The organism is Aeromonas sp. R10-2 (assembly GCF_040908445.1).
GTDB lineage: Bacteria > Pseudomonadota > Gammaproteobacteria > Enterobacterales > Aeromonadaceae > Aeromonas > Aeromonas veronii.
In genome coordinates, this window is sequence record NZ_JBFODS010000071.1 from 21,413 (window position 1) to 44,599 (window position 23,187).

Consider the following 23,187-nt stretch of genomic DNA (forward strand, 5'->3'; position numbering starts at 1 on the left):
AATAACAAGACCCCGCCAATTGGCGGGGTCTTGTTGAGAGGCTATCAGCCGAAGCGGTAGGCGCCCATATAGAGGCTGCCACCATCCCAGCTTTCGTGCAGCCGGGTGGGCGCCACACCATCGGCCGCCCCCAACGCCACAAAGAGCGGGCGCAGGTGGTCATCGTGGGGATGGGACTCCACCGCTCCGGGGGCCTGCCGGCGATAGTCGAGCAGCGCCAGCCGATCCTCGTCGGCCATCTTCTGCTCCAGCCAGTCGACAAACTGGCTGGCCCACTCCGGCACTGGCGAGCCTTCCGGTGCCAGCGCCCGCAGGTTGTGGGTGATGGCGCCAGAGGCGAGGATGCCAATCCCCTGACTGCGCAGCGCCCCCAATACCTCTCCCAACTGCCACAATTGGGCCGGGGTGAAGCTCGCGGGAATGGAGATCTGCACCAGCGGGATCTCGCTGTTTGGGTCGATCAGGGAGAGCGGCGACCAGACTCCGTGATCCAGCTCGCGCCGCACCGGGGTGGCGGTCAGTCCGGCCAGTGCCAGCTGGTCGCTCACCCCTTGTTGCAGCAACTCGGGGCTGCTGGCAGGCCAGCGCATCCGGTAGAGGGGCTCGGGAAAGCCGTAAAAGTCGTACATCAAGGCCGGTTTGGGCTCGACGTTGATCTGCAGCTCGCGGCTGAACCAGTGGGCGGAGATGACCACCAGCCCCTTGAGCTCACCCAGACGCAGGGTTCGCAGAAAGCGGGTGGCGGGTTGCTCACGCAGCACCAGATCCGGTGCGCCGTGAGAGATAAACCAGACGGGGGCGAGGGACATAAAGCGGACTCCAACAAAGTATCAGGGGGCGATACCGGAGGGGATATCGCTGTTGGAATCGATTATCCCCCTGCCATTAAAGGTGAACAATCCAGCAAGATAGATAAGCACTATCAACCAACGGTTGATAATTTCACGCCTTCACGACAGGTAATCGGCAATAGATATCAAGGCTGAGGAGCATCCGGCAGCGGTCGGGCTACACGAAGCGCCATCCGGGTCGCTGCACTGTGATCCTGCCACTCTCGCCACGCTAATCCCTCGGCGGCCGCCTCCCCTTTCACTGGGAGGGAGAAGATCGCCAGCAGTCGCGCATTATCAGGCCAGTAGCGGGCTGGCAGCGTCTGAACCAGCAGCAGGGCGGCGCCCAGCAAGAGCAGAGCCCATCCGGTTTCATGGCTGTTTTTCATCCCGACCTCCTTCACCCTTGCGCCAATGAACTAACATTTTTGCGCAAGCCGGTGACAAGACGGTGACAGCGGACGGGTGGTCATTTTACAACATCTGAACCTCAACCCGGCCAAACAACCACAGATGGCAACATTTGTATCCCTTCAGCCCGAACCTGTGGCCGTATGCTCTAAAATGTGACTCACAGGAAAACGTTATCCCTGAAAAGAAAACGTTATCTGGTCAAAACGTTGTTTCTGGATCATAAAAAGATTCCAAAAACTGGTGTATATTGCTCGGCGGAAATTCCTTAACCATGAAGATTGACATGAAAAAGACCAAAATTGTCTGCACCATCGGTCCGAAGACCGAATCCAAAGAAATGCTGGCCAAAATGCTGGACGCCGGCATGAACGTCATGCGCCTGAACTTCTCCCACGGTGACTACGCCGAGCACGGCAGCCGCATCAGCAACCTGCGCGCTGTGATGGCCGAGACCGGCAAGCACGCAGCTATCCTGCTGGACACCAAGGGTCCGGAAATCCGTACCATGAAGCTGGAAGGCGGCAACGACGTCGCACTGGTCGCTGGCCAGACTTTCACCTTCACCACCGACCAGACCGTGGTTGGCAACAAAGACAAAGTGGCCGTGACCTATGCAGGTTTCGCCAACGATCTGCGCGTCGGCAACCGCATCCTGGTTGATGACGGCCTGATCGGTCTGGACGTTATCGAAATCACCGAGCGCGAAGTTATCTGTAAAGTGCTGAACAACGGTGACCTGGGCGAGAACAAAGGCGTTAACCTGCCGGGCGTCTCCATCAAGCTGCCGGCCCTGGCCGAGAAAGACAAGCGCGACCTGATCTTCGGTTGCGAGCAAGGCGTTGATTTCGTTGCTGCTTCTTTCATCCGCAAGAAAGAAGACGTTCTGGAAATCCGTGAGCACCTGAAAGCCCACGGTGGCGAGAACATCCAGATCATCTCCAAGATCGAAAACCAGGAAGGTCTGGACAACTTCGACGAGATCCTGGCTGTTTCCGACGGCATCATGGTTGCTCGTGGCGACATGGGTGTAGAGATCCCGGTTGAAGAAGTTATCTTCGCCCAGAAGATGATCATCGCCAAGTGCAACAAAGCCCGCAAAGTGGTTATCACTGCCACCCAGATGCTGGACTCCATGATCAAGAACCCGCGCCCGACCCGCGCCGAAGCTGGTGACGTGGCCAACGCCATCCTGGACGGTACCGACGCAGTGATGCTGTCCGGTGAATCCGCCAAGGGTAAGTACCCGCTGGAAGCCGTGACCATCATGGCCACCATCTGCGAGCGTACTGATGCCGTGATGCCGTCCAACCTGTCTGCTGCCAACGACAGCAACAAGCTGCGCATCACCGAAGCCGTATGTAAAGGCGCCGTAGAGACCTCCGAGAAGCTGGACGCCCCCCTGATCGTGGTCGCTACCGAAGGCGGCAAGTCTGCCAAGGCCATTCGCAAGTACTTCCCGAAAGCCTGGATCCTGGCTATCACCACCAACAAGAAAACTGCTGCCCAGCTGGTTCTGACCAAGGGTGTGGTTGCCCACGTGGTTGACAGCATCGCCTCTACCGACGATTTCTATCGCATCGGTAAAGAAGCCGCGCTGGAAATCGGCATGGGTCTGAAAGGTGACGTGGTTGTGATGGTCTCCGGTGCTCTGGTACCGAGCGGTACCACCAACACCGCTTCTGTTCACGTTCTTTAATCAGAGCTGAACGAGTTGAAAACGGCGCCTGCGGGCGCCGTTTTTTTTGTCCCTCCCCCCTGCTTACCTGACAAGCCCGGTGTTAGAATCCACGCGAATTTAATCTATGCGGGAAATCTCCCGAATATCGCGTAATAACCCGGAAGTTATATGCCCTCAATACGTTTTAAAAGAGTCTCGGCTACCTTGTTGCCGCTGCTCTGTCTCCTCGCCAGCCTCTGCGTGCCGCAAGCCATGGCGCAAGATGTCCCCTCTCGCAACGCAGTTCAGCGAGCGCTGGATGGTCTGGGTAAATCAGAAACCCTGACCGTCAGTCAGCAAGCGGATCAGAAGTTGCTGACTGAAACCCTCGCCCTGCTCGACAGCATCGACAAGGAAGAGGCGAAGGCCAAGACCCAGGCCCAGCGGATCCGCAACCTGCCCACCGAACTCAGAGAGATCAGCGCCAAGCTCGATGCTCTGACCAAGGGCAAGAGTGCCGAGCAGATCAAGAGCGAATACGCCAGCATGAGTCTGGCAGAGCTCGACAGCCGTCAGCCGGAAGTGCTGGCCAACATGCAGGCGGCCCAGGAGGCCCTCGGCGCCATCGGCAGCCAGCTCACCAGCTTGCAGACCTTGCCGGAGCGGGCCCAGGCCAGCATGAGCCGCGCCTACCAGCGCAGTCAGGAGATCCGTACCCGCCTCAACGCCGGTGAAAGCGTCTCCAGCGCCGAGAAGATGAAGCTCGGTGCCGAGCTGGCCCTGCTCGACCTGCAACTGGCCCACCTGCAAAAGGAGCTGGATAACCGTACCAGCATGCAGGATCTGGCGATCAAGCAGCGCGACTACCAGAGTGCCCGTCTCGCCAGCGAAGAGCAGAAACTGCAGCTGTTGCAGGATCAGAGCAGCGCCAAGCGCCTCGGCGACACCGAAAAAACCGCCGAGCAGACCGGTGAACTGGTGGCGACCGAAGACAGCCCGCTGGTGCAAAAAGAGCAGGAGCTCAATCACCAGCTCAGCCAGCAGCTGATCGGTGCCACCACCAGCCTCAACTCGCTGGTGCAAAAAAACCTGCAAGCCAAGAGCTGGCTGGAGCGCGGCATCCAGACCGAGCGCAACCTCAATGAACAGGTGCAGATGCTCAAGGGCAATCTGCTGCTGTCGCGCATCCTCTATCAGCTCTACCAGCAGTTGGAAGCGGCGCCCACCATCGCCGTCAAAAACCTGGAAGAGCAGATCGCCGATCTGCATCTGGCCCAGTTTGAACTGAGCCAGCAGCGTGACCAGCTGTTCCAGAAGAACCTCTATCTGGACAATCTGATCGCCGGCAGCAAGGATCCGGTCAGCGAGGAGGACAAGGAGAGCCTTGCCAAGCTGCTCGATACCCGTATCAATCTGCTCGATCAGCTCAACCGACAACTCGACAGCCAGCTCACCAACGCCATCAGCCTGCAGCTGACCCAGCAGCAGCTGGCGCGGGTCTATGCCTCTATCGAATTTACCCTGCAGCAACACATCTTCTGGGTAAGCAGCAACAAGCCCATCGACAGCAAGTGGTTTATCAGCTGGCCCGCCCAGGCCTACAAACAGGCCTCCGACTGGGTATTGAAACCGGACTGGAAACGCTGGCGCGAAGAGCTGCTGGGGATCTCCCTGCTCGCCTTCCCGCTGCTGCTGATCGGCGGCCTGCTGGTCTGGAAACGTCCGGCGCTGGTTGAGCGCGAGAAGAAGATCACCAAGGACCTTGGCCGTTTCCGTCAGGACAGCCAGTGGCACACCCCGCGCGCCCTGCTCTATACCGTGCTGCAACGCCTGCCGGGCAGCATGTTCATTCTGGCTGGCGGTCTGCTGCTCACCTACTGCGGTCTGCTCAGTCCCAAGCTGATGTTCCAGATCACCCTGAACCTCGCCCTCGGTTATCTGGTGTTCAGCGTCTATCTGGCGGTGATGCGCCCGGGCGGCATCGCCGAAACCCACTTCCGGATCCCGAAAGCGGAGCTGCAGGCCAAGCGCAACAGCATGCGCTACATCTGGTTGCCACTGCTGCCACTCATCATGCTCGCAACCAAGGCGGTGGTTGAACCCTCCACCCTGGGCAACGACGTGATCGGCCAGGCCATGACCCTGACCCTGCTGGGGCTGGCCGCCTATCTGGTGTTCCCCATCTCCCGCGCCCGCATCAAGGGCGAGGCGAGCATGCAGAAGTCGCTGATCGCCATCGCCCTGGCGCTGGCGCCGGTGGCGCTGATCGTGCTGGCGGTGCTCGGTTACTACTACACCGCGCTGAAGCTGACCGGTCGCCTGATCGAATCCTTCTACCTCATCATCATCTGGAGCCTGGTCTACCGCACCGCCCTGCGTGGTCTTGAGCTGGCTGCCCGTCGTCTGGCCTACCGCCGTGCGGTGGCCAAGCGTGAGCACAAATCTTCGGAAGATGCAGAAGGTGGCGAGTCCATTGAAGAGCAGCCCATGGATCTGGAGGATGTCAGCCAGCAGTCCCTGCGTCTGACCCGTACCGTGCTGATGCTGATCTTCGGCGTCGCCTTCTACTGGCTCTGGTCCGATCTGGTCGCGGTCTTCTCCTACCTCGACAGCATGGTGCTGTGGCACCGCAGTGAAGGCACCGGCGCCAACGCCGTGCTCTTCCCCATCAGCCTCAGTGACGTGCTGATCGGCTTCCTGCTGCTCGGCGGTGCATGGTCACTGGCGCGCAACCTGCCGGGCTTGCTGGAGGTGCTGGTGCTCTCCAAGCTCAACCTGGCTCAGGGTACCGCCTACGCCATCACCACCATGCTCAACTACGTGCTGATCGGCTTTGGCTCCCTGACCGCTCTCTCCATGATGGGCGTGCAGTGGGACAAGCTGCAGTGGGTTGCGGGTGGTCTGTCAGTCGGTATCGGTTTCGGCATGAAGGAGATCCTCTCCAACTTCGTCTCCGGCATCATCATCCTGTTCGAGCGTCCGGTGCGGATCGGTGACACCGTCACCATCGGCTCCTTCTCCGGTACCGTCTCGCGGATCCGCATTCGCGCCACCACCCTGACCGACTTCGACCGCAAAGAGGTGATCATCCCCAACCAGCAACTGATGACAGAACGGCTCATCAACTGGTCGCTGAGTGACACCGTCACCCGGGTGATCGTTCGGGTGGGCGTGGCGTATGGCTCGGATCTGGAGCTGACCCGCACCCTGCTGAAACAAGCGGCCGACGAAAACAGCCGCGTGCTGAAAGATCCGGCCCCCATCGTCTACTTCCTCACCTTTGGTGCCAGCACGCTGGATCACGAACTGCGCTTCTTCGTGAGCGAACTGGGAGACCGTAACCCGGCGGTGGACGAGTTGAACCGCAAGATCGACCAGCTGTTCCGCGAGAACGGCATCGAGATCGCCTTCAACCAGATGGATGTCTACATCAAGAACATGCAGGGCGAAGAGCAGAAGGTGGAGTCCAACTCCGCCGCTCTGCCGCCGCCCTCAGAAGATGGCAAGCAGCCAGCCTGATAGCGAACTGCATTAATCTGATAGCAACAGCCGCTCACCCAGGTGAGCGGCTTTTTTATGCCAGTTTATGGCGATAGAGACAGTTATCCATTGCCAACATGGCTGGCCGCCGCACAACAGGCAGCTATCACCCTTGATAAAATATAAAGAGAAATAAAAGTCTAAAAACAAACACTTGCCCCACACCACTACTTACCGCATGGATGAAACCTGCGCCCTTATCCCCTCACCGCTTACCCCATACTGCGCTCGCTCCGGCCCCCGGATTTTTATAACTTTTTTTAATTTTATTTGAGTGTCCTCTTCATCCTGACCATTGCAAAGTGGCGCCATTCCAGCGCCGGGCACTGTGGCCACCACTCGGCTGACACCGACTTGCTCATTTGATAATTGAAAGGATCCGAGAGATGAAACACTCCTTGATGGTAATGGGGTTGGCCGCCAGTCTGGCATTGAGAGGCTGCCAGAATATGGATACCAAGAAAGTCCTGATAGGTGCAGCTGCGCTGGGTGCCATCGGCGCCGCTGGCTATTACGCCGGGAAAAAGCACAGCGATAACAAACACGAGCATGATGGCCAACATGACGATAGCAATGACCAGCATATGGCCACCAGCAAGATGCCCCGTTACTGCTCGGGGGAAGCAGCCAGCAAATTCCATGTCTCCCCGCGCGATATCACCACCGAGTCGGCAGAAGAGAGTGGCCACAGATACAAGGTCTATGGCCAGTACGAGATCGATGATGATGCAGTCGACTTTACCTGCACCTTCAATCACGACGGTCGCTTCCTCTCGGTCGTTCGCAGCTGATTGGCCACCGGTTACAGCCAATTCACCACCGACTCTCCATACAGGACACTCACGATGAAACAGCAACGCAGCATGATCGCCAGCCTGATTGCGCTGGCCCTGCTTGGCCTCGCTCCATGCGCCGGTGCCACCAGCGGCCACTCCGGGGTGGATCTGGCCAGCATGGATAACAGCGTGCGCGCGGCGGACGATCTGTTTCGCCACGTCAACGGCAACTGGCTGGCCCAGACCCAAATACCGGATGACATGCCGGGGCAGACCATCGGCAATCTGTTGGCGGACAAGTCGCTGGAGGATCGCAAGGTGTTGCTGGAGGAGCTGCTCAAGCGCCCGCAACAGGCCGGAACCCCTCACCAGCAGATCGCCGACCTCTACGCCAGCTATCTGGATCAGGCCGGGCGGGATGCCAAAGGGCTGACCCCCATTCAGCCACTGCGCGACGAGATCATGGCCATCCATGATGGCGCCTCGCTAGCCACCTACTTTGCCCGGGTTAACAAGCTGGGGGGCGGCGCTCCCTTTGGTATCGGGTTCATGGCCGACAAGAAACAGCCTGACAGCTACGGGATCTACCTGCAGCAATCCGGCCTCGGTCTGCCGGATCGGGACTACTACCTGAAAGCAGATGCCGCCAGCAAGGCTCTGCGGGCCAGCTACGAGCAGTTAATTACCGCCCTGCTCAACCATGCCGGCGTCGAGGGGGCGAGCGAGCAGGCCCATCGCATTCTGACGTTGGAGACCCGCCTCGCCAGCCTGCAGTGGGATAGAGTCAAGCTGCGGGATGACAACCTCACCTACAACAAACTACCCATCGCTCGCCTCAGTCAGTTGCTGCCCACCCTGGATTGGCAACGCTACCTGACAGAGGCCGGTATCGCCGGGGAAACGGAGATCATCGTCAGTGAGCCGGACTATCTGGAGAAGCTGGCCGCCGTGATGCAGGAGACCAGCATCGCGCAGTGGCAATCCTACTGCCTGTTCCATCTGCTACGTACTTATGCGCCCTATCTCGACAGCCAGAGCAATGCCCTGCACTTCGCTTTCTACGGTACAACCCTGAGCGGCATCCCCCGGCAGCGGGAGCCTTGGAAGCAGGCCATGGAGGTGCTGGACGACTATCTGGGTCAGGCGGTGGGCAAAATCTACGTGGAGCGCTACTTTCCGGCCGAAGCCAAGGCACAGATGGCGACCATGGTACGCAATCTGATCGCTGCCTATCGCCAGGAGATCTGTGGGCTCGACTGGATGTCTGCCCCGACCAAACAGCAGGCGCGGGCGAAACTAGAGAAGGTACGGGTCAAGATCGGCTATCCCGACCAGTGGCAGGATTACAGCGCAATCGAGATCCGTCCCGATGATCTGGTCGGCAATGCCCAGCGCGCGGCCACGGTGCGTTACAACGAGCACCTTGCCCGCCTCCATCAACCGGTAGATCGGGAGGAGTGGTTCGACAATCCGCAGACGGTGAATGCCTACTACAACCCGAACAACAACGAGATCGTCTTCCCGGCCGCCATACTGCAACCGCCCTACTTCGATCTTAAGGCGGATGATGCGGTCAACTATGGCGCTATCGGCGCGGTCATCGGTCACGAGTTGAGCCATGGTTTCGATGATCAGGGGGCCAAATTCGATGGCAACGGTGCCTTGCACAACTGGTGGGCTCCGGCCGATCTCAAGGAGTTCACCGCCAGAGCGCAAAAACTGGCGAAACAGTACGACCGTTACGAGCCCATCAAGGGGGAGCATGTCAACGGCCAGCTGACCCTTGGCGAGAACATCGGCGATCTCGGCGGCCTGACCATCGCCCACAAGGCGTACCAGCTCGCCCTGGGCAACCGCCAGCCAGCGGTGCTCGATGGCTTTACTGCCGAGCAGCGTTTCTTTATCGGCTGGGCGCAGGTGTGGAAAGGAAAGTACCGGCCCGAGCTCGCTGCCGTTCTGCTCAAGACAGATCCCCACTCGCCGCTGGAGTACCGGGTCAACGGCGTCGTCGCTAATATTCCGGCCTTCTATAGCGCCTTTGCCATCAAGCCGGGAGACAAGCTCTATCTGCCACCTTCCGAGCGTGTGAAGATTTGGTGACCACCAGCAGGGGCCCTGGCCCGAAAAGCTCCAGCAGATGGACCACCTCCACCTGAGCTGAAGATGACCGACGCAGGGAGTGTCTGTTTTACCCTGTCTGGTTTTTCCCGACCCACATGTGCCTGACCATGTGGTTTTTTTTGACCCTTTTGCCCCGCCGCTTCTCCTCAGCCTGCCCAGCTTTCACCCGATACGGCCACGGCACACAACCCCGCCATTTTCTCGCCTTTGCCTTTGGCTGAAAAACCGGCGGCGTAACCGCTATAAATCGGTTTACCACCAAACAGGTCTGACCTATGGTAAAGCATGTAAAAGATGCATCGTGGAGCCGCTTTTCCTATGAATGACCGAGAACTGCAACAGATCCTGTTTCGCTCCTTCGATGTGATCCCGCTGCCTATTCTGGTGTCAGAATCCATTGCCCGTCACGATGGCTGCTCACCCGACATGATCCCGCAGCGGCGCCACCGCTTCCTGAATAAAGCCTTTATTGAGCAACTGGGCTACAACCTTGACGATCTGCCGGACATGGCTTCCTGGTTTCAGGTCGCCTACCCGGATGAAGGGTATCGCCGCACCATCATCGACTCCTGGCACTCCCAAGTGGAACAGAGCTTGTCGCAAGGGCTGGAGGTTGCCGAGATGCCTGCGCTGATCCGCTGCAAAAGCGGTCAGTCGCGCTGGTTTATCGTCACTGCCCAACTGGGTGCCGATGCCATCCCGGATGGCCATATCGTCACCTTTCGCGATATCCACGACCTGCAGTGTATGGTGGAAGAGGTGAGCCGCCTCTCCTGCACAGACCCGCTCACCGAACTGACCAACCGGCGCGGCGCCCAGCAACAGCTGCAGGCCCTTTGGTTGCAGGGGGAGCCCCTCTCGGTAGTGCTGGGAGATATCGACCATTTCAAACAGGTCAATGACCGCTACGGCCATCCTGCGGGCGATGCCGCGCTCTGCGCCGTCGCCCACGCTATGGCGGGCCAGCTGTTGCCGGGGGAGAGTCTGGCCCGTTGGGGCGGGGAGGAGTTTCTGCTGATCCTGCCTGGTTGCGATATTGAACAGGCAGCACGGCGCGCCGAACAGCTGCGCCAGCATGTCAGTACCACCCGCTTGCCATGGCAGGGGAAGCAGCTATCCCTCACCATCAGTCTGGGGTGTGCCAGCATGAAGGGGCAGGAGGGCATCGACTATCTGCTGATGATGGCCGACCGGGCACTTTATCAGGCCAAGGATCAGGGCCGTAACCGGGTTGTCATCTCGACGGAATAAAGTGGTAACCAGAACGGAAAGCTGACTCGCGGCCATAAAAAAACCGAAGCACAGGGCTTCGGTTTTTTACTGCGCAACTGGCGTGAGCCAGCCGGGCATTACTTCTTGATACGGATAACCGGGGTCTCGCCCACAGTTACGGCACCAGTCATTTTGATCAGCTCTTTGATCTCGTCCATGTTGGAGATGACAACCGGAGTCAGGGTAGACTTGGCTTTCGCTTCCAGAACGGCCAGATCGAACTCGATGATGGTGTCGCCGCGCTTGACCTGCTGGCCTTCCTGAGCGATACGCTTGAAGCCTTCGCCTTTCAGTTCAACGGTGTCGATACCGAAGTGAACGAACAGCTCGATACCGGAGTCGGATTCCAGAGAGAACGCATGGTTGGTCTCGAAAATCTTGCCGATGGTACCATCGCACGGAGCAACCATCTTGTTGCCAGCCGGCTTGATGGCGATACCGTCACCAACGATCTTCTCGGCGAAGACAACGTCAGGCACATCTTCGATCGGCACGATTTCGCCAGACAGCGGAGCAAAGATTTCGATGCCGCCGGTGTCAGAGCTATCGTCGGAAACCAGTTTCTTCAGTTTATCAAACAGACCCATATAAAGCTCCTAGAGATGATTTGTCGCTGTTTGCAGCCGATCTTAGCAGACTGCTTTCTGCTTAATAAAGTTATCTACGCATGCTTCGATTTCAGCGGCGGTGGCAAAGCTCAGTGCTTGATCAGCCATTGCCTTCACATCTTCGAAGTTGGTGTTGCGGATAAGCTTCTTGATACGCGGTACAGAGATGGCGCTCATGGAGAACTCATCCAGACCCATACCCAGCAGCAGCAGGGTAGCGCGCTCGTCACCAGCCAGTTCACCACACATACCGGTCCACTTGCCTTCGGCGTGGGACGCATCGATAACCATCTTGATCAGGGTCAGGACGGAGGGTGACAGCGGGTTGTACATGGCGGAGATCATCTCGTTACCACGATCGACAGCCAGGGTGTACTGGGTCAGGTCGTTGGTACCGATACTGAAGAAATCCACTTCCTTGGCCAGATGATGAGCCATCACGGCAGCGGCCGGGGTCTCGATCATGATACCCACTTCGATGGATTCATCAAAGGCTTTGCCTTCGGCACGCAGTTCGGCCTTCAGCGTCTCTACGGTAGCTTTCAGGCTACGGAACTCTTCGACAGAGATGATCATCGGGAACATGATGCGCAGTTTGCCGAAGGCAGAGGCGCGCAGAATGGCCCGCAGCTGAGCGTGCATGATGTCTTCGCGGTCGAAGAAAATACGCACGGCACGCCAGCCCAGGAAGGGGTTCATCTCTTTCGGGAAATTCATGTACGGCAGCTCTTTGTCGCCGCCAATATCCATGGTACGCACGATGATCGGCTGATCCGGCATCGCTTCGGCCACTTCTTTGTAGGCTTTGAACTGCTCGTCTTCGGTCGGCAGCGCGTCACGGTCCATGAACAGGAACTCGGTACGGTACAGACCCACGCCTTCGGCGCCATTGCGGATGGCACCTTCGGTATCCTTGACGGTACCGATGTTGGCGCACACTTCGACCTGGTGACCATCCAGCGTGATGGCGGGCAGATCTTTCAGCTTGGCCAGCTCATCTTTCTCGGCCTGGAACTGAGCCTGGAACTTCTTGGCTTCGGTCAGCTGTTCAGCGGTCGGATTGATGATGATCTGGTTGTTGATCGCATCCAGCACCAGCATGTCACCGTTCTTGACGCGCTCGGTGATGTCGTTGGTGCCTACCACGGCCGGCAGCTCCAGGGAGCGGGCCATGATGGAGGTGTGAGAGGTACGGCCACCGATGTCGGTAACGAAACCCAGCACATATTTCAGGTTGATTTGAGCGGTTTCGGACGGGGTCAGGTCTTTGGCGACCAGGATCACCTCTTCGTCGATGGTGCTCAGGTTGACAACGGCGATGCCCAGTACGTTCTTGACCAGACGGGTACCGATGTCACGGAAGTCGGTAGCGCGTTCGCGCAGATAAGGGTCATCCAGCTCGGCCATCATCTTGGCGTACTGTTCGATCACCTCATAGATGGCTTTGTCAGCGGAAGCCTTGTTCTCTTTGATGAAGGATTTGATATCCCCTTCCAGCTCCTCATCTTCGAGCAGCATGATGTGGCCTTCGAAGATGGCCTCTTTTTCCTCACCGAAGGTGCGACCGGCCATCTCTTTGATGGCTTCCAGCTGGGTAGCTGACTTGGTACGAGCTTCGAGGAAACGGTTGATCTCGGCATCAATCTGGTCAGCAGAGATTTTGCCCTGATTGATAACGATTTCATCTTCTTTCAGAAGAAGCGCCTTACCGAATGCGATACCGGGGGACGCAAGAATGCCAGATATCATAATCCTTCCTATTAAAACGACTGTGGGGGAGGAATCTAAAGCTGGATTACTCCAGCTCGTCCATCAGGGCAACCAGCTTCTCAACAGCTTGCTGAGCATCCGGGCCATCAGCCTGGATAGTTACGTTGGTACCCTTGGTCAGGCCCAGGGTCTGCAGCTTGAACAGGCTCTTGGCGCTGGCGGACTTACCACCGGAGACCACAGTGATCTCGCTTTGGAATTCTTTGGCTTCTTTCACGAACTGAGCTGCCGGACGGGTGTGCAGGCCGTTTTCAGCAGTAATAACAACAGACTTCTCGTACATGGTTTCACCCCATATTATTGATATTTTTTGGTGGATTGGTCGTTTTTGAAGCAACCTGACCCACCGTGTCAGTATGGATATGTTGTAAAGTAACGAAAGCAGACCCGCAATGGTTTAATCCAGGTCAAGTTTCTGTGCAGTAATCGGCGCGCTGGTTGGCAATTTTCCGTTATTGGGCTACAAGCCGCATCAGGACTGGCTTGAAATTATTTTATAACGAAAAATAACACTTTGTTACTTTGTGATACCGAGCCAGCAAACACCGCGTGACGCCGCACAGGATATGAGATTTAGAGCGGAATGTCTGCTTTTTTTCTCACTCCGGAACTTGTTATTTTACCCCAAAAAATAAGGATCAAGTGACACTAACAGGGGTTGAGTCTAGCCCATAAAGAAGCGGCGCTCCTGGGAGCGCCGCTGTTTTGAAATATTTCGATCAGTTACTGCTGCAGTTCCTGCTCGCTGAACACCCCGGCAAACAGGGCGCTGGAGAGGTAACGTTCCGCCGCACTCGGCAGGATGACCACAATGGTTTTGCCCGCAAATTCCGGCAGCTCGGCCAGACGGCTGGCAGCCACCACCGCAGCACCGGAGCTGATACCGGCCAGGATCCCCTCCTCCTCCATCAGGCGGCGAGCCATCTCGATGGCTTCATCGCTGGTCACCTTCTCCACCCGATCGATAAGGGAGAGGTCCAGGTTACCCGGGATAAAGCCGGCGCCGATCCCCTGGATCTTGTGGGGGCCCGGTTTGATCTCTTCCCCGGCCAGCTTCTGGCTGATGACCGGCGACTCGGCCGGTTCGACCGCAACAGAGACCACCGCCTTGCCTTTAGTCTGCTTCAGATAGCGGGAGACACCGGTAATGGTACCGCCGGTACCGACCCCGGCCACGAACACATCCACCTCGCCGTCAGTGGCATCCCAAATCTCGGGTCCGGTGGTCTTTTCGTGGATCTCCGGGTTGGCCGGGTTTTCAAACTGTTGCAGCAACACATACTTGCCCGGCTCGGACTCGAGGATCTCGTTGGCCTTGGCAATGGCCCCCTTCATGCCGAGCGGCCCTTCGGTCAGCACCAGATTGGCACCGAGCGCCTTGAGCAACTTGCGGCGCTCCAGGCTCATAGTGGCCGGCATGGTCAGAGTGATGGGATAGCCGCGAGCTGCCGCGACAAAGGCCAGAGCAATACCCGTGTTGCCGCTGGTGGGCTCGATGATCTCCTTACCCTTGGTCAGGATGCCGCGCTTCTCGGCATCCCAGATCAGGTTGGCGCCGATCCGGCACTTGACGCTGAAGCTGGGATTACGGCTCTCGATCTTGGCCAGCACGCGGCCTTTGGTAACACGGTTGAGACGAACCAGCGGGGTGTGACCGATAGTCTGGCTGTTGTCCTCAAATATTTTGCTCATGGTGCTATCCCTGTGTTTGTTACGACGATGAAACAAGATTACCCTGTGGTTTCTGAATGAGAAGTGACTATTCGTTATAACCATATGGTATTACAACATATAGAGCTTATTCTCTCTGGCCCCTGACTCCGGGCGCCAATCGTCAAAGGAACCGACGTTATGGGATTTTCAGGAAGCAGCCAGTATCTCGCCTCCGATGCATTGAAGATGGCGGTCAATGCCGCCATCACCCTCGAGAAACCGCTGCTGATCAAGGGGGAGCCGGGCACCGGCAAGACGGTGCTGGCGGAAGCGGTCGCCGACCATCTCGGCACCGACCTCATTGCTTGGCATATCAAGTCCACCACCAAGGCCCAGCAGGGACTCTACGAATATGATGCGGTGGCCCGGCTGCGGGACTCCCAGCTCGGCGACCCCAGAGTGGCCGATATCAGTCACTACATTCGTAAAGGCAAGTTGTGGCAGGCCTTCAGCGCCGAGCAGCGACCTGTGCTGCTGATCGACGAGATCGACAAGGCCGACATCGAATTCCCCAACGATCTGCTGCTGGAGCTGGATCGGATGGAGTTCGACGTCTACGAGACCGGCGAGCGAGTAAAGGCACGCCAGCGGCCTGTGGTCATCATCACCTCCAACAACGAAAAAGAGCTGCCGGATGCCTTCCTGCGCCGCTGTTTCTTCCACTACATCCGCTTCCCCGACAAGGCCGAGATGCAGGCCATCGTCAAACTCCACTACCCCGACCTCAAGGAGAGCCTGCTTGGCGAGGCAATGGATCTCTTCTTCGAGCTGCGCGAGGTAGAGGGGCTACGCAAGAAGCCCTCTACCTCGGAGCTACTGGACTGGATCCGCCTGCTCTTGGCCGACGATATCGCCCCCGAGGCAATGCGTGCCCGCGAGCCAGGCAAGCTGGTGCCCGCGCTATATGGCGCCCTGCTCAAGACCGAGCAGGACCTGCATCTCTTCGAGAAGCTCGCCTTTCTGGCCCGGCGCGGCAACTGACCCATGCTGATCGACTTTTTTACCCACCTGCGCCGCCACAAGCTCCCCTGCAGCCTGCGCGAGCTGCTGGACTTGCACGCCGCACTGGCAGCCCGGTTGGTCGCTGTCGATATGGACGAGTTCTACCAGCTCTCCCGCTGCCTGCTGGTAAAAGACGAGGCCCACTACGATCGCTTCGATCGCGCCTTCGCCGAATACTATGAGGGGCTGGACGCCATCCCCCTGCTGCCGGAAAGCCTGCCCGAGGAGTGGCTGCGCAAGGAGTTCGAGCGACTGTTGAGCCCAGAGGAGAAGGCGCTGCTCAAATCCCTCGGCGGACTCGACAAGCTGCTGGAAACCCTTAACCAGCGCTTAAGCGAGCAGAAAGAGCGCCACGCCGGTGGCAACAAGTGGGTGGGAACCGGCGGCAGCAGCCCGTTTGGCCATGGCGGTTTTCACCCCGAGGGGGTGCGAATGGGTGGAGAGGGGCAGCACAGCAAGGCGGCCAAGGTATGGGAGGCCCGTCACTATCGCAACTTCAGCGATGACTCGCCGCTCGGCCAGCGCGCCATTCAGCTGGCGCTGCGCAAACTCAGGCGTTGGGTTCGCAAAGGCAATCCCAACGAGCTGGATCTCGACGACACCATAAAAAGTTCGGCCCGCCAGGGCTGGCTCGATGTGAAGCTGCGGCCCGAGCGCCACAACGGGGTCAAGCTGTTGGTCTTTTTCGATGTGGGAGGATCCATGGATGCCCACGTTGCCGAGGTGCAGCGTCTCTTCTCTGCGTTGCGCCACGAGTTCAAGCATCTGGAGTACTTCTATTTTCACAACTGCCTCTACGACTTCGTCTGGAAGGATAACGCCCGCCGCTTTGAGGAGCGGTTCGATACCCTGCGGCTGCTGCGCACCTACGGCAGCGACTACCGGGTGATCCTGGTGGGGGATGCCACCATGGGCCCCTACGAGATCACCTGGCCGGGCGGCAGTGTCGAGCAGTGGAACGAGGAGTCGGGTCAGGTGTGGCTCACCCGCTTGCAGCAGCACTTTCCCAAACTGGTGTGGATCAATCCCACCCCGCGGCGGGAGTGGCTCTGGCATCCCTCCATCAAACTGATGAATGACGTGGTTGGCGGACGGATGCATCCGCTGACCCTGGCGGGTCTCGCTGCGGCGATCAACCAGCTCTAACCCTCTCACCCCTATAAACCGACAAGCCGGGAACGCACCCGGCGAGGAGCAAAGATGACCTCTATCGTGATCAGTGGCTCAGGCCTCTATACCCCACCCTTTGCCGTCAGCAATGAAGAGCTGGTGGCCGCCTTCAACCAGTATGTGGATCTCTACAACGAGGAGAACGCCTCCGCCATCGATGCCGGCCAGCTTCCCGCCAAGCAGCACTCCAGCTGCGAGTTCATCGAGAAGGCATCCGGCATCAAGAGCCGTTATCTGGTGAGCCGCGAGGGAGTACTCAATCCCGATATCATGCAACCGCTGCTGGCGGAGCGGCCCGACGAGATGCCCTCCATCATGGTGGAGATGGCGGTGGCCGCCGCCGAGCAGGCACTGATCGCCGCCGGTCGCGAGCCGGGAGAGATCGACTTGGTGATCGTGGCCGCCTCCAACATGCCGCGCCCCTACCCGGCGCTGGCCATCGAGCTGCAGCATTATCTAGGGGCGAGCGGCATGGCCTTTGACATGAACGTGGCCTGCTCGTCTGCCACCTTCGGCATCAAGACAGCCGCCGATATGCTGGCGGCAGGCACCGCCAAACTGGCGCTGGTAGTCAATCCGGAGATCTGCTCGGGACACCTCAATTTCCGGGACAGAGACAGTCACTTTATCTTCGGCGATGCCTGCACCGCGGTGCTGCTGGAGCGGGAAGCCGATTGCAAGGTGGCCAATCCGTGGCAACTGGTGGCCAGCAAGCTGGTGACTCAATACTCCAACAACATCCGCAACAACTTCGGCTTTCTGAACCGGCTGAGCCCGCGCACCCGCTACGGCGACGACAAGCTGTTCCGCCAGCAGGGGCGCAAGGTGTTCAAGGAGGTGTTGCCGCTGGTGTGCGACCAGATAGCCAACCAGCTCGATGAGCAGGGCTGGCCCGCTGGGAGCCTGAGCCGGCTCTGGCTCCATCAGGCCAACCTCACCATGAACCAGTTCATCGGTCGCAAGCTGCTGGGCCACGATGCCAGCCAGCAGGAGGCGCCGGTCATTCTTGATAGCTATGGTAATACCAGCTCGGCGGGTTCCATCATCGCGTTTCATCTGTACAATCGCGACCTTCCTGCGGGGGCTCGCGGCGTACTGTGCTCCTTTGGCGCTGGCTACTCCATCGGTAGCCTGCTGCTGCGACGCCTGTAATGGCGGGCCTCCCGCCGACATAACAATAACCAGCAACATGGGTGGGAATATGCAGAGGATCACGGGGCGCTGCGCCCTGCACTACGGGGTAACCCTGTCACTATTTTGTCTCTATGGCTGGCAGGTTTGCCCGTTTCTCGAGAGTCTCACCCTGCCCCAGCTGCTGGGGCCGACCCTGGTGACGTTTGCCATCATGTTCGCCGTGCGCAACCGGCTGCTCTCAAGGCGGCCCCTGCCGCGCAACGGGCTGGACGGGTTTGGACTAGAGGTGGGTTTCTACCTACTGGGAGCACTGCTGCTGTCGGGCTACAACGCCCTGACCCACGACTTTCCGCTGGAGAGTCACCTCAAGGTGCTGCTGGGGATGACTACCCTCGGCTTTCTGGTGGCGGCCGATCTGACCCTGGAGCGGGATTGGAATCGGGCCAGAACACGGCAAGCCGAGCAGAGCCTGGCACTGAGCCACCCGCTGGCCATGCCGCTGCCACGCAAGTTCACCCTATTTACCCTGGCGACCCTCACCCTGCTGGGGGGTGTCTTCTTCTTGCTGTTCAACAAGGATCTGGAGTGGCTGGTGACGGTGGAGCGCAGCCTGCCGAGGGTCGATGCCCAGCACTACATCCTGTGGGAGATCGCCTTCGTAATGACGGTGACCTTTTGTTATCTCGCCCTCATTATTCACGGTTATGGTCGCAATCTCGGCCTATCCCTGCGCCAGCAGACCCGCACCATGGCCAGAGTACAGTGTGGTGACTTCGACGCCCGGGTGCCGGTCACCCGGGATGACGAGTTCGGCCTTATCGCCGCCAGCACCAATCAGATGATCGGTGAGCTGAAATCCCGCAGCGACGAGCTCAACCTGACCCGCGACGTGGCCATCCTCGGCCTCGCCTCCCTGGCGGAGACCCGGGACAACGAGACCGGCGCCCATATCATTCGCACCCAGCACTACGTCAAGGCGCTGGCGCAATACCTCAGTCGCAGCGATTGGGATCGCTATCCGCTCGATGACGCCACCATCGATCTGCTGTTCAAGTCGGCCCCTCTGCACGATGTGGGCAAGGTGGGCATTCCCGATGCAATCCTGCTCAAACCGGGCAAGCTGACCGACGAGGAGTTCGCCATCATGAAGCGCCACCCGCAGATCGGCGCCGATGCGCTGGCGAGCGCCGAGGCGCAGCTGGGCTCCAACTCCTTCTTGCGGCTGGCCCGGGAGATCTCCCTCACCCACCACGAAAAGTGGGATGGCAGCGGCTATCCGGCTGGGCTGGCGGGTGAGGATATTCCCCTCTCCGGGCGCTTGATGGCGGTAGCGGATGTCTACGATGCCCTCATCTCGAAACGGGTCTACAAACCCGCTTTCAGCCATGAGGAAGCGAAGGAGATCATCGTGAAGGGGAGCGGCAGCCATTTTGATCCCGGCATTGTCGCGGCGTTTCTCGCCTGCGAAGCGCAGTTCAGGGAGATTGCCGCGCAGTTTCAGGATCACCACTGAGCAAGTACATTCCGACCAGCTTGCCCTGATGGCTGACAGGGCAACCGGCGTCATAAATTGTACACAAACAAGTCTGACCATGGCCGGTTCAGCGCCATGCTGACGGCATTTGCCACGCCGCGCCTATATTGATATTTCCCTTTATTTACAGCTGTTTTTTGTCATTTTGTGATCCGGATTCGTGCCAATGACGCAACCGGGATCACAAGATGGCAGGAAAAGGCCGCAATTTGCCCTCCGGCGCCAATGATGGCTTCCAATGAAAGCGAGGTTTGCTATCATCCGGAGACATTTTTCATCTGTCGCCGGCTACAAAAGAATACCCTCATGTACACACAGTTCTTCGGCCTCTCGGAACACCCGTTTTCCATCTCGCCCAATCCCAAGTACCTCTATATGAGCGAGCGCCACGGCGAAGCCCTTGCTCATCTCAACTATGGATTGCAGGATGGCGGCGGCTTTGTGCTGCTGACCGGCGAAGTGGGCACTGGCAAAACCACCGTCTCCCGCTGCCTGCTGCAACAGCTCCCCGCCGAGACCGAGATCGCCTACATCCTCAACCCCTCCCTGACCGAACGGGATCTGCTGGCCGCCATCTGCGACGAGTTTCAACTCCCCTATCCCGATGATGCCGGGATCAAGCGGCTGTTCGACCTTATTCGCGATCACCTGCTTGCCAACCTGGCGGCAGGCAAGCGCAGCGTGGTACTGGTGGATGAGGCGCAGCACCTGCTGCCCGGCGTACTGGAGCAGCTGCGTCTGCTCACCAACCTCGAAACCGACGAACGAAAACTGCTGCAAGTGGTGCTGATCGGTCAGCCCGAGCTGCAACAGATGCTGCGCCAACCCCTGCTGCGTCAGCTGGCCCAGCGCATTACCGCCCGCTATCACCTGCTGCCGCTCTCTCATAGCGATGTGGATGCCTACGTCCGCTTCCGGCTGCAAGTTGCAGGCTGCGTACAACCCATCTTTACCCCGCGCGCCATCAAGACGCTTCATCGCCTGAGTGGCGGCATCCCCCGTTTCATCAACCTCATCTGTGACCGCGCCCTGATCGCCGCTTTCGCCCGTGGCAGCTACAAGATTGTCCACAGCGATATCAGCCAGGCCGCCTTCGAGGTCAATGGCGTTCGGGACGAAGGAAGCTGGGCCTCCGGTCTGATGGTGACGCTGGCGGGCGCCCTGCTAGTGGCCGCAGGCTGGTGGGGCTGGCAATTTTTCGGCGTGTTCCCCACCCGTCCGGTAGTCAAGGTCGAGGTACCGGTCACCATCGACGAAACCGCCGAGCAGCAGGAGCAGCTGACCGCGGCGATCAATCAGGCCATAGACCCCGACAGCGCCATGCAGAATCTCTATCGGGTCTGGGGTTATGAACCGGAACCGTTCGAGGCAACCTGTGACAACGCGCCCCGTGCCGGTCTGCGCTGTCAGGAGGGAGAGGCAAGCCTTGACGAGCTGCGCGCCCTGCAGTATCCCGCCATGATCACGCTCACTGACCAGACTGGCGGTCTCTACTACGCGACCCTGGTCAATCTGGGGCCGAACAAGGCCAGCCTGATGATCGGCGACCAAAGCTGGCAGGTGGATCGCCAGTGGCTCAGCGACAACTGGGGCGGCAGCTACACCCTGCTCTGGCGCATGCCGAAAGGGGGGGTGAGCCTGATCGCCAGCAATGCCGGTCAGACCCAGATCCAGTGGCTCGACAATGCCCTCAGCCGCGCGCTGCAACAACCCGAGCGCAAGGTGCGCCGTTTCGATGGCGAGCTCAAGAACAAGCTGCAGCAGTTCCAGCGGGATCAGGGGCTCACCCCTGATGGCATCGCTGGCAGCAACACCCTGCTGCGTCTCAACGCCCTCTCCGGTGAACCCATGCCCAGACTGGAGGAGGCCTCCTGATGTCTACCCTGCTCAAGGCGCTGCGCCGTGCGCAGCAACCGCAACTCTCCGCCCATATTCCGGCCATGGGCTTGCCCATGCCCCGGGAAGAGGAGCGCAGCCCACGCCGCATCGGCTGGCTGCTGGCTCCCCTTGCCCTGTTGCTGGGGGCGGGCGCCAACTATGGCTGGCATCTGATCCACCTGCGCCCCATCGAGGAGAAGGTGGAGGTGAAAGAGGTGATCACCCCGCCCTTCGTGCGGGTCGAACCCAAGGCAATGGTGACTCGTCCGCTGCCCCCGCCCCTGCCGGAGCCGGTGGCCCAACCCAGAGCAGTAGCCAAAAACGAAGGGACCAGTCAGGGGAATACCCCCGCGCTGAGTCTGGCCGAGCAGCTGATGAAAGCCCTCAATGAAACGCCATTGCAGGAGACGCCACACGCCGCCAGCCAGAACGTGCAACCAGCCCAGTTGATGGCGCTGGGCTCGGCACCCCAGTCGGTGCGCCAGCAGGTACCGCAATTGAGCTATGGCTCTCATGTGTTCTCTTCCAACCCCGCCAAGCGGGCCGTAGTGCTCAATGGCCGGGAATACCGGGAGGGGAGCGAAATCGCCCCGGGGGTCGTTCTCGCCACCATCGACCAGCAATACATAGTGCTGCAGGTCGCCGGACAGAGCGTGACCCTCAAGGCGCTGCAGGATTGGCGAGGATGAGTACGCACCGTACCCTGATGTTCGCTGGCAAGCAGGATGCACCTCACCTGAGTGCCACTTTTGTGAGCATTCAAAGGTTTACGGTGTGATGAAATATCCATTTTTACGGTTTGGCGCGCCCCGACCCGTTGTGTCACAGCCACCGGCCGTACACAATACGCAGCCGCCCCAGAGCCTGGAATTTGTTGATTAATATGACGCTACGATTCAGGGATGACATCTTGACCATGCTGCTGGCCCAGTGCCGGCGGCTTCCCATGACCAGAGTCACCCAGGTGGCCTTTCTGGCGCTGCTGATCATGCTGGCCCAGCAGAGCGCCGCCCTCACCTGGCGTCTGCTCACCCTGGCAAGCCCGCAAACCAGCCAACCGTGGCAACCCTCCGCAGTGGCGATCAGCGGCCAGAGCAACCCGCGCCTTGAACTGGGCGAGGTGAGCCGACTGGCGCTGTTTGGCAAGGCGATCCCCAAGGCGCAAGCCAAAGCCGCCGTGGCCGCCAATGCGCCGCGTACCCAGCTCAATGCCCAGCTCAACGGGGTGCTGGCAAGCTCGGATCCCGCCAAATCCATCGCCATCATCGCCATGTCCGGCATCCAGAACTCCTACGGGGTCGGTGACATGATTGACGGCACCCAGGCGCGGATCCGGCAGGTCTATCCGGATCGGGTGATCATCGAGCGGGATGGCCGCGACGAGACCCTGATGCTGGATGGCGAGGAGTATGGCAAGCCGCTGCCGCAGACCAACGCTGCCCCCCTTGGCTCCCTGCGCAGCGAGCTGATGGCTGATCCGGGCAAGATCACCGATTACCTCAATATTTCACCGGTTCAGGTGGATGGCCGCATGACCGGCTATCGCCTCAATCCGGGCAGCAATCCTGAGTTTTTCAACCAGAGCGGGCTGCAGGCCAATGACCTGGCCATCAGCATCAACGGGCTGGATTTACGGGACAACATGCAAGCCATGCAGGCGATGCAGCAGATGGCTGGCGCAACGGAAATGACAGTGACCGTCGAGCGACAGGGCGAACAGTTCGACATCTATGTGCGCTTGTCAGAATAATGATTTGGAGTCGTACCA

At 59.2% G+C, this 23,187-nt stretch carries 18 protein-coding genes; 12 read left to right on the plus strand and 6 right to left on the minus strand.

The window, feature by feature from the left end:
* Positions 1–44 precede the first annotated feature (44 nt).
* Together AB5Y97_RS14725 and AB5Y97_RS14730 are read right to left on the minus strand one after the other, a co-directional pair.
* The gene (locus tag AB5Y97_RS14725; RefSeq protein ID WP_047440603.1) at positions 45–809 is read right to left on the minus strand and encodes a class III extradiol ring-cleavage dioxygenase; all 765 of its coding nucleotides are present in this window, start codon (positions 807–809) and stop codon (positions 45–47) included.
* A 167-nt stretch (positions 810–976) separates the two neighbouring features.
* Positions 977–1,219 carry a hypothetical protein gene (locus AB5Y97_RS14730; RefSeq protein WP_005338258.1) on the minus strand — a complete coding sequence of 81 codons (243 nt, stop codon included), beginning with the start codon at positions 1,217–1,219 and terminating at the stop codon, positions 977–979.
* Positions 1,220–1,527: 308 nt separating this feature from the next.
* Here AB5Y97_RS14730 and pykF point away from each other — a divergent pair, with 308 nt between their 5' ends.
* The 5 genes from pykF to AB5Y97_RS14755 all read left to right on the plus strand — a co-directional run bounded on the left by pykF (position 1,528) and on the right by AB5Y97_RS14755 (position 10,589).
* Entirely contained in the window at positions 1,528–2,940 is a 1,413-nt protein-coding gene (gene pykF / locus AB5Y97_RS14735; RefSeq protein WP_031227651.1) for a pyruvate kinase PykF, read from the plus strand.
* 150 nt (positions 2,941–3,090) lie between these two features.
* Positions 3,091–6,420, plus strand: a complete 3,330-nt coding sequence (mscK, locus tag AB5Y97_RS14740; protein WP_368158288.1) for a mechanosensitive channel MscK — start codon at positions 3,091–3,093, stop codon at positions 6,418–6,420.
* 407 nt (positions 6,421–6,827) lie between these two features.
* Positions 6,828–7,232 (plus strand): hypothetical protein, encoded by a 405-nt coding sequence (locus AB5Y97_RS14745; RefSeq protein WP_368158291.1) that lies wholly within the window; start codon positions 6,828–6,830, stop codon positions 7,230–7,232.
* A 54-nt stretch (positions 7,233–7,286) separates the two neighbouring features.
* Positions 7,287–9,317: a M13 family metallopeptidase gene (locus tag AB5Y97_RS14750; RefSeq protein ID WP_368158293.1), complete on the plus strand. Its 2,031-nt coding sequence runs from the start codon at positions 7,287–7,289 to the stop codon at positions 9,315–9,317.
* A gap of 339 nt (positions 9,318–9,656) precedes the next feature.
* Complete coding sequence (locus AB5Y97_RS14755; RefSeq protein ID WP_042083675.1) at positions 9,657–10,589, plus strand: GGDEF domain-containing protein; 933 nt, start codon at positions 9,657–9,659, stop codon at positions 10,587–10,589.
* Between the two features lie 98 nt (positions 10,590–10,687).
* Here AB5Y97_RS14755 and crr read toward each other — a convergent pair whose 3' ends face one another.
* The 4 genes from crr to cysK form a co-directional block, all read right to left on the minus strand.
* The gene (crr, locus tag AB5Y97_RS14760; protein WP_005338264.1) at positions 10,688–11,197 is read right to left on the minus strand and encodes a PTS glucose transporter subunit IIA; all 510 of its coding nucleotides are present in this window, start codon (positions 11,195–11,197) and stop codon (positions 10,688–10,690) included.
* 42 nt (positions 11,198–11,239) lie between these two features.
* Positions 11,240–12,967 (minus strand): phosphoenolpyruvate-protein phosphotransferase PtsI, encoded by a 1,728-nt coding sequence (gene ptsI, locus AB5Y97_RS14765; protein WP_021229076.1) that lies wholly within the window; start codon positions 12,965–12,967, stop codon positions 11,240–11,242.
* Positions 12,968–13,013: 46 nt separating this feature from the next.
* Entirely contained in the window at positions 13,014–13,271 is a 258-nt protein-coding gene (locus AB5Y97_RS14770) for an HPr family phosphocarrier protein (protein ID WP_005338266.1), read from the minus strand.
* A gap of 440 nt (positions 13,272–13,711) precedes the next feature.
* Entirely contained in the window at positions 13,712–14,680 is a 969-nt protein-coding gene (cysK, locus tag AB5Y97_RS14775) for a cysteine synthase A (RefSeq protein WP_005338267.1), read from the minus strand.
* Positions 14,681–14,839: 159 nt separating this feature from the next.
* Here cysK and AB5Y97_RS14780 point away from each other — a divergent pair, with 159 nt between their 5' ends.
* From AB5Y97_RS14780 to exeC, 7 genes are all read left to right on the plus strand, one after another.
* Positions 14,840–15,682, plus strand: coding sequence for a MoxR family ATPase (locus AB5Y97_RS14780; RefSeq protein ID WP_167570306.1), 843 nt, complete (start codon positions 14,840–14,842; stop codon positions 15,680–15,682).
* A 3-nt stretch (positions 15,683–15,685) separates the two neighbouring features.
* Positions 15,686–16,849, plus strand: a complete 1,164-nt coding sequence (locus AB5Y97_RS14785; protein ID WP_368158297.1) for a VWA domain-containing protein — start codon at positions 15,686–15,688, stop codon at positions 16,847–16,849.
* A 54-nt stretch (positions 16,850–16,903) separates the two neighbouring features.
* Entirely contained in the window at positions 16,904–18,025 is a 1,122-nt protein-coding gene (locus tag AB5Y97_RS14790) for a beta-ketoacyl-ACP synthase III (protein WP_368158299.1), read from the plus strand.
* A gap of 49 nt (positions 18,026–18,074) precedes the next feature.
* Positions 18,075–19,520, plus strand: coding sequence for an HD domain-containing phosphohydrolase (locus AB5Y97_RS14795; RefSeq protein ID WP_368158301.1), 1,446 nt, complete (start codon positions 18,075–18,077; stop codon positions 19,518–19,520).
* Between the two features lie 327 nt (positions 19,521–19,847).
* Positions 19,848–21,416, plus strand: coding sequence for an ExeA family protein (locus tag AB5Y97_RS14800; protein ID WP_111900408.1), 1,569 nt, complete (start codon positions 19,848–19,850; stop codon positions 21,414–21,416).
* The gene (gene exeB / locus AB5Y97_RS14805; RefSeq protein WP_047440302.1) at positions 21,416–22,108 is read left to right on the plus strand and encodes a GspB family T2SS assembly factor variant ExeB; all 693 of its coding nucleotides are present in this window, start codon (positions 21,416–21,418) and stop codon (positions 22,106–22,108) included. The genes AB5Y97_RS14800 and exeB overlap by 1 nt, the downstream gene beginning before the upstream one ends.
* Before the next feature lie 227 nt (positions 22,109–22,335).
* A complete protein-coding gene (gene exeC, locus AB5Y97_RS14810; RefSeq protein WP_139742655.1) occupies positions 22,336–23,169 on the plus strand; it encodes a GspC family type II secretion system variant ExeC in 834 nt (277 codons plus the stop codon).
* Positions 23,170–23,187 lie beyond the last annotated feature (18 nt).

Coding starts and splice junctions, on each gene's coding strand:
- mscK (WP_368158288.1), top strand. CDS start 3,091: ATGCCCTCAATACGTTTTAAAAGAGTCTCGGCTACCTTGTTGCCGCTG.
- AB5Y97_RS14750 (WP_368158293.1), top strand. CDS start 7,287: ATGAAACAGCAACGCAGCATGATCGCCAGCCTGATTGCGCTGGCCCTG.
- AB5Y97_RS14730 (WP_005338258.1), bottom strand. CDS start 1,219: ATGAAAAACAGCCATGAAACCGGATGGGCTCTGCTCTTGCTGGGCGCC.
- AB5Y97_RS14770 (WP_005338266.1), bottom strand. CDS start 13,271: ATGTACGAGAAGTCTGTTGTTATTACTGCTGAAAACGGCCTGCACACC.
- AB5Y97_RS14800 (WP_111900408.1), top strand. CDS start 19,848: ATGTACACACAGTTCTTCGGCCTCTCGGAACACCCGTTTTCCATCTCG.
- AB5Y97_RS14795 (WP_368158301.1), top strand. CDS start 18,075: ATGCAGAGGATCACGGGGCGCTGCGCCCTGCACTACGGGGTAACCCTG.
- AB5Y97_RS14755 (WP_042083675.1), top strand. CDS start 9,657: ATGAATGACCGAGAACTGCAACAGATCCTGTTTCGCTCCTTCGATGTG.
- AB5Y97_RS14725 (WP_047440603.1), bottom strand. CDS start 809: ATGTCCCTCGCCCCCGTCTGGTTTATCTCTCACGGCGCACCGGATCTG.
- ptsI (WP_021229076.1), bottom strand. CDS start 12,967: ATGATATCTGGCATTCTTGCGTCCCCCGGTATCGCATTCGGTAAGGCG.
- AB5Y97_RS14785 (WP_368158297.1), top strand. CDS start 15,686: ATGCTGATCGACTTTTTTACCCACCTGCGCCGCCACAAGCTCCCCTGC.
- exeC (WP_139742655.1), top strand. CDS start 22,336: ATGCTGCTGGCCCAGTGCCGGCGGCTTCCCATGACCAGAGTCACCCAG.
- crr (WP_005338264.1), bottom strand. CDS start 11,197: ATGGGTCTGTTTGATAAACTGAAGAAACTGGTTTCCGACGATAGCTCT.
- cysK (WP_005338267.1), bottom strand. CDS start 14,680: ATGAGCAAAATATTTGAGGACAACAGCCAGACTATCGGTCACACCCCG.
- AB5Y97_RS14790 (WP_368158299.1), top strand. CDS start 16,904: ATGACCTCTATCGTGATCAGTGGCTCAGGCCTCTATACCCCACCCTTT.
- exeB (WP_047440302.1), top strand. CDS start 21,416: ATGTCTACCCTGCTCAAGGCGCTGCGCCGTGCGCAGCAACCGCAACTC.
- AB5Y97_RS14745 (WP_368158291.1), top strand. CDS start 6,828: ATGAAACACTCCTTGATGGTAATGGGGTTGGCCGCCAGTCTGGCATTG.
- pykF (WP_031227651.1), top strand. CDS start 1,528: ATGAAAAAGACCAAAATTGTCTGCACCATCGGTCCGAAGACCGAATCC.
- AB5Y97_RS14780 (WP_167570306.1), top strand. CDS start 14,840: ATGGGATTTTCAGGAAGCAGCCAGTATCTCGCCTCCGATGCATTGAAG.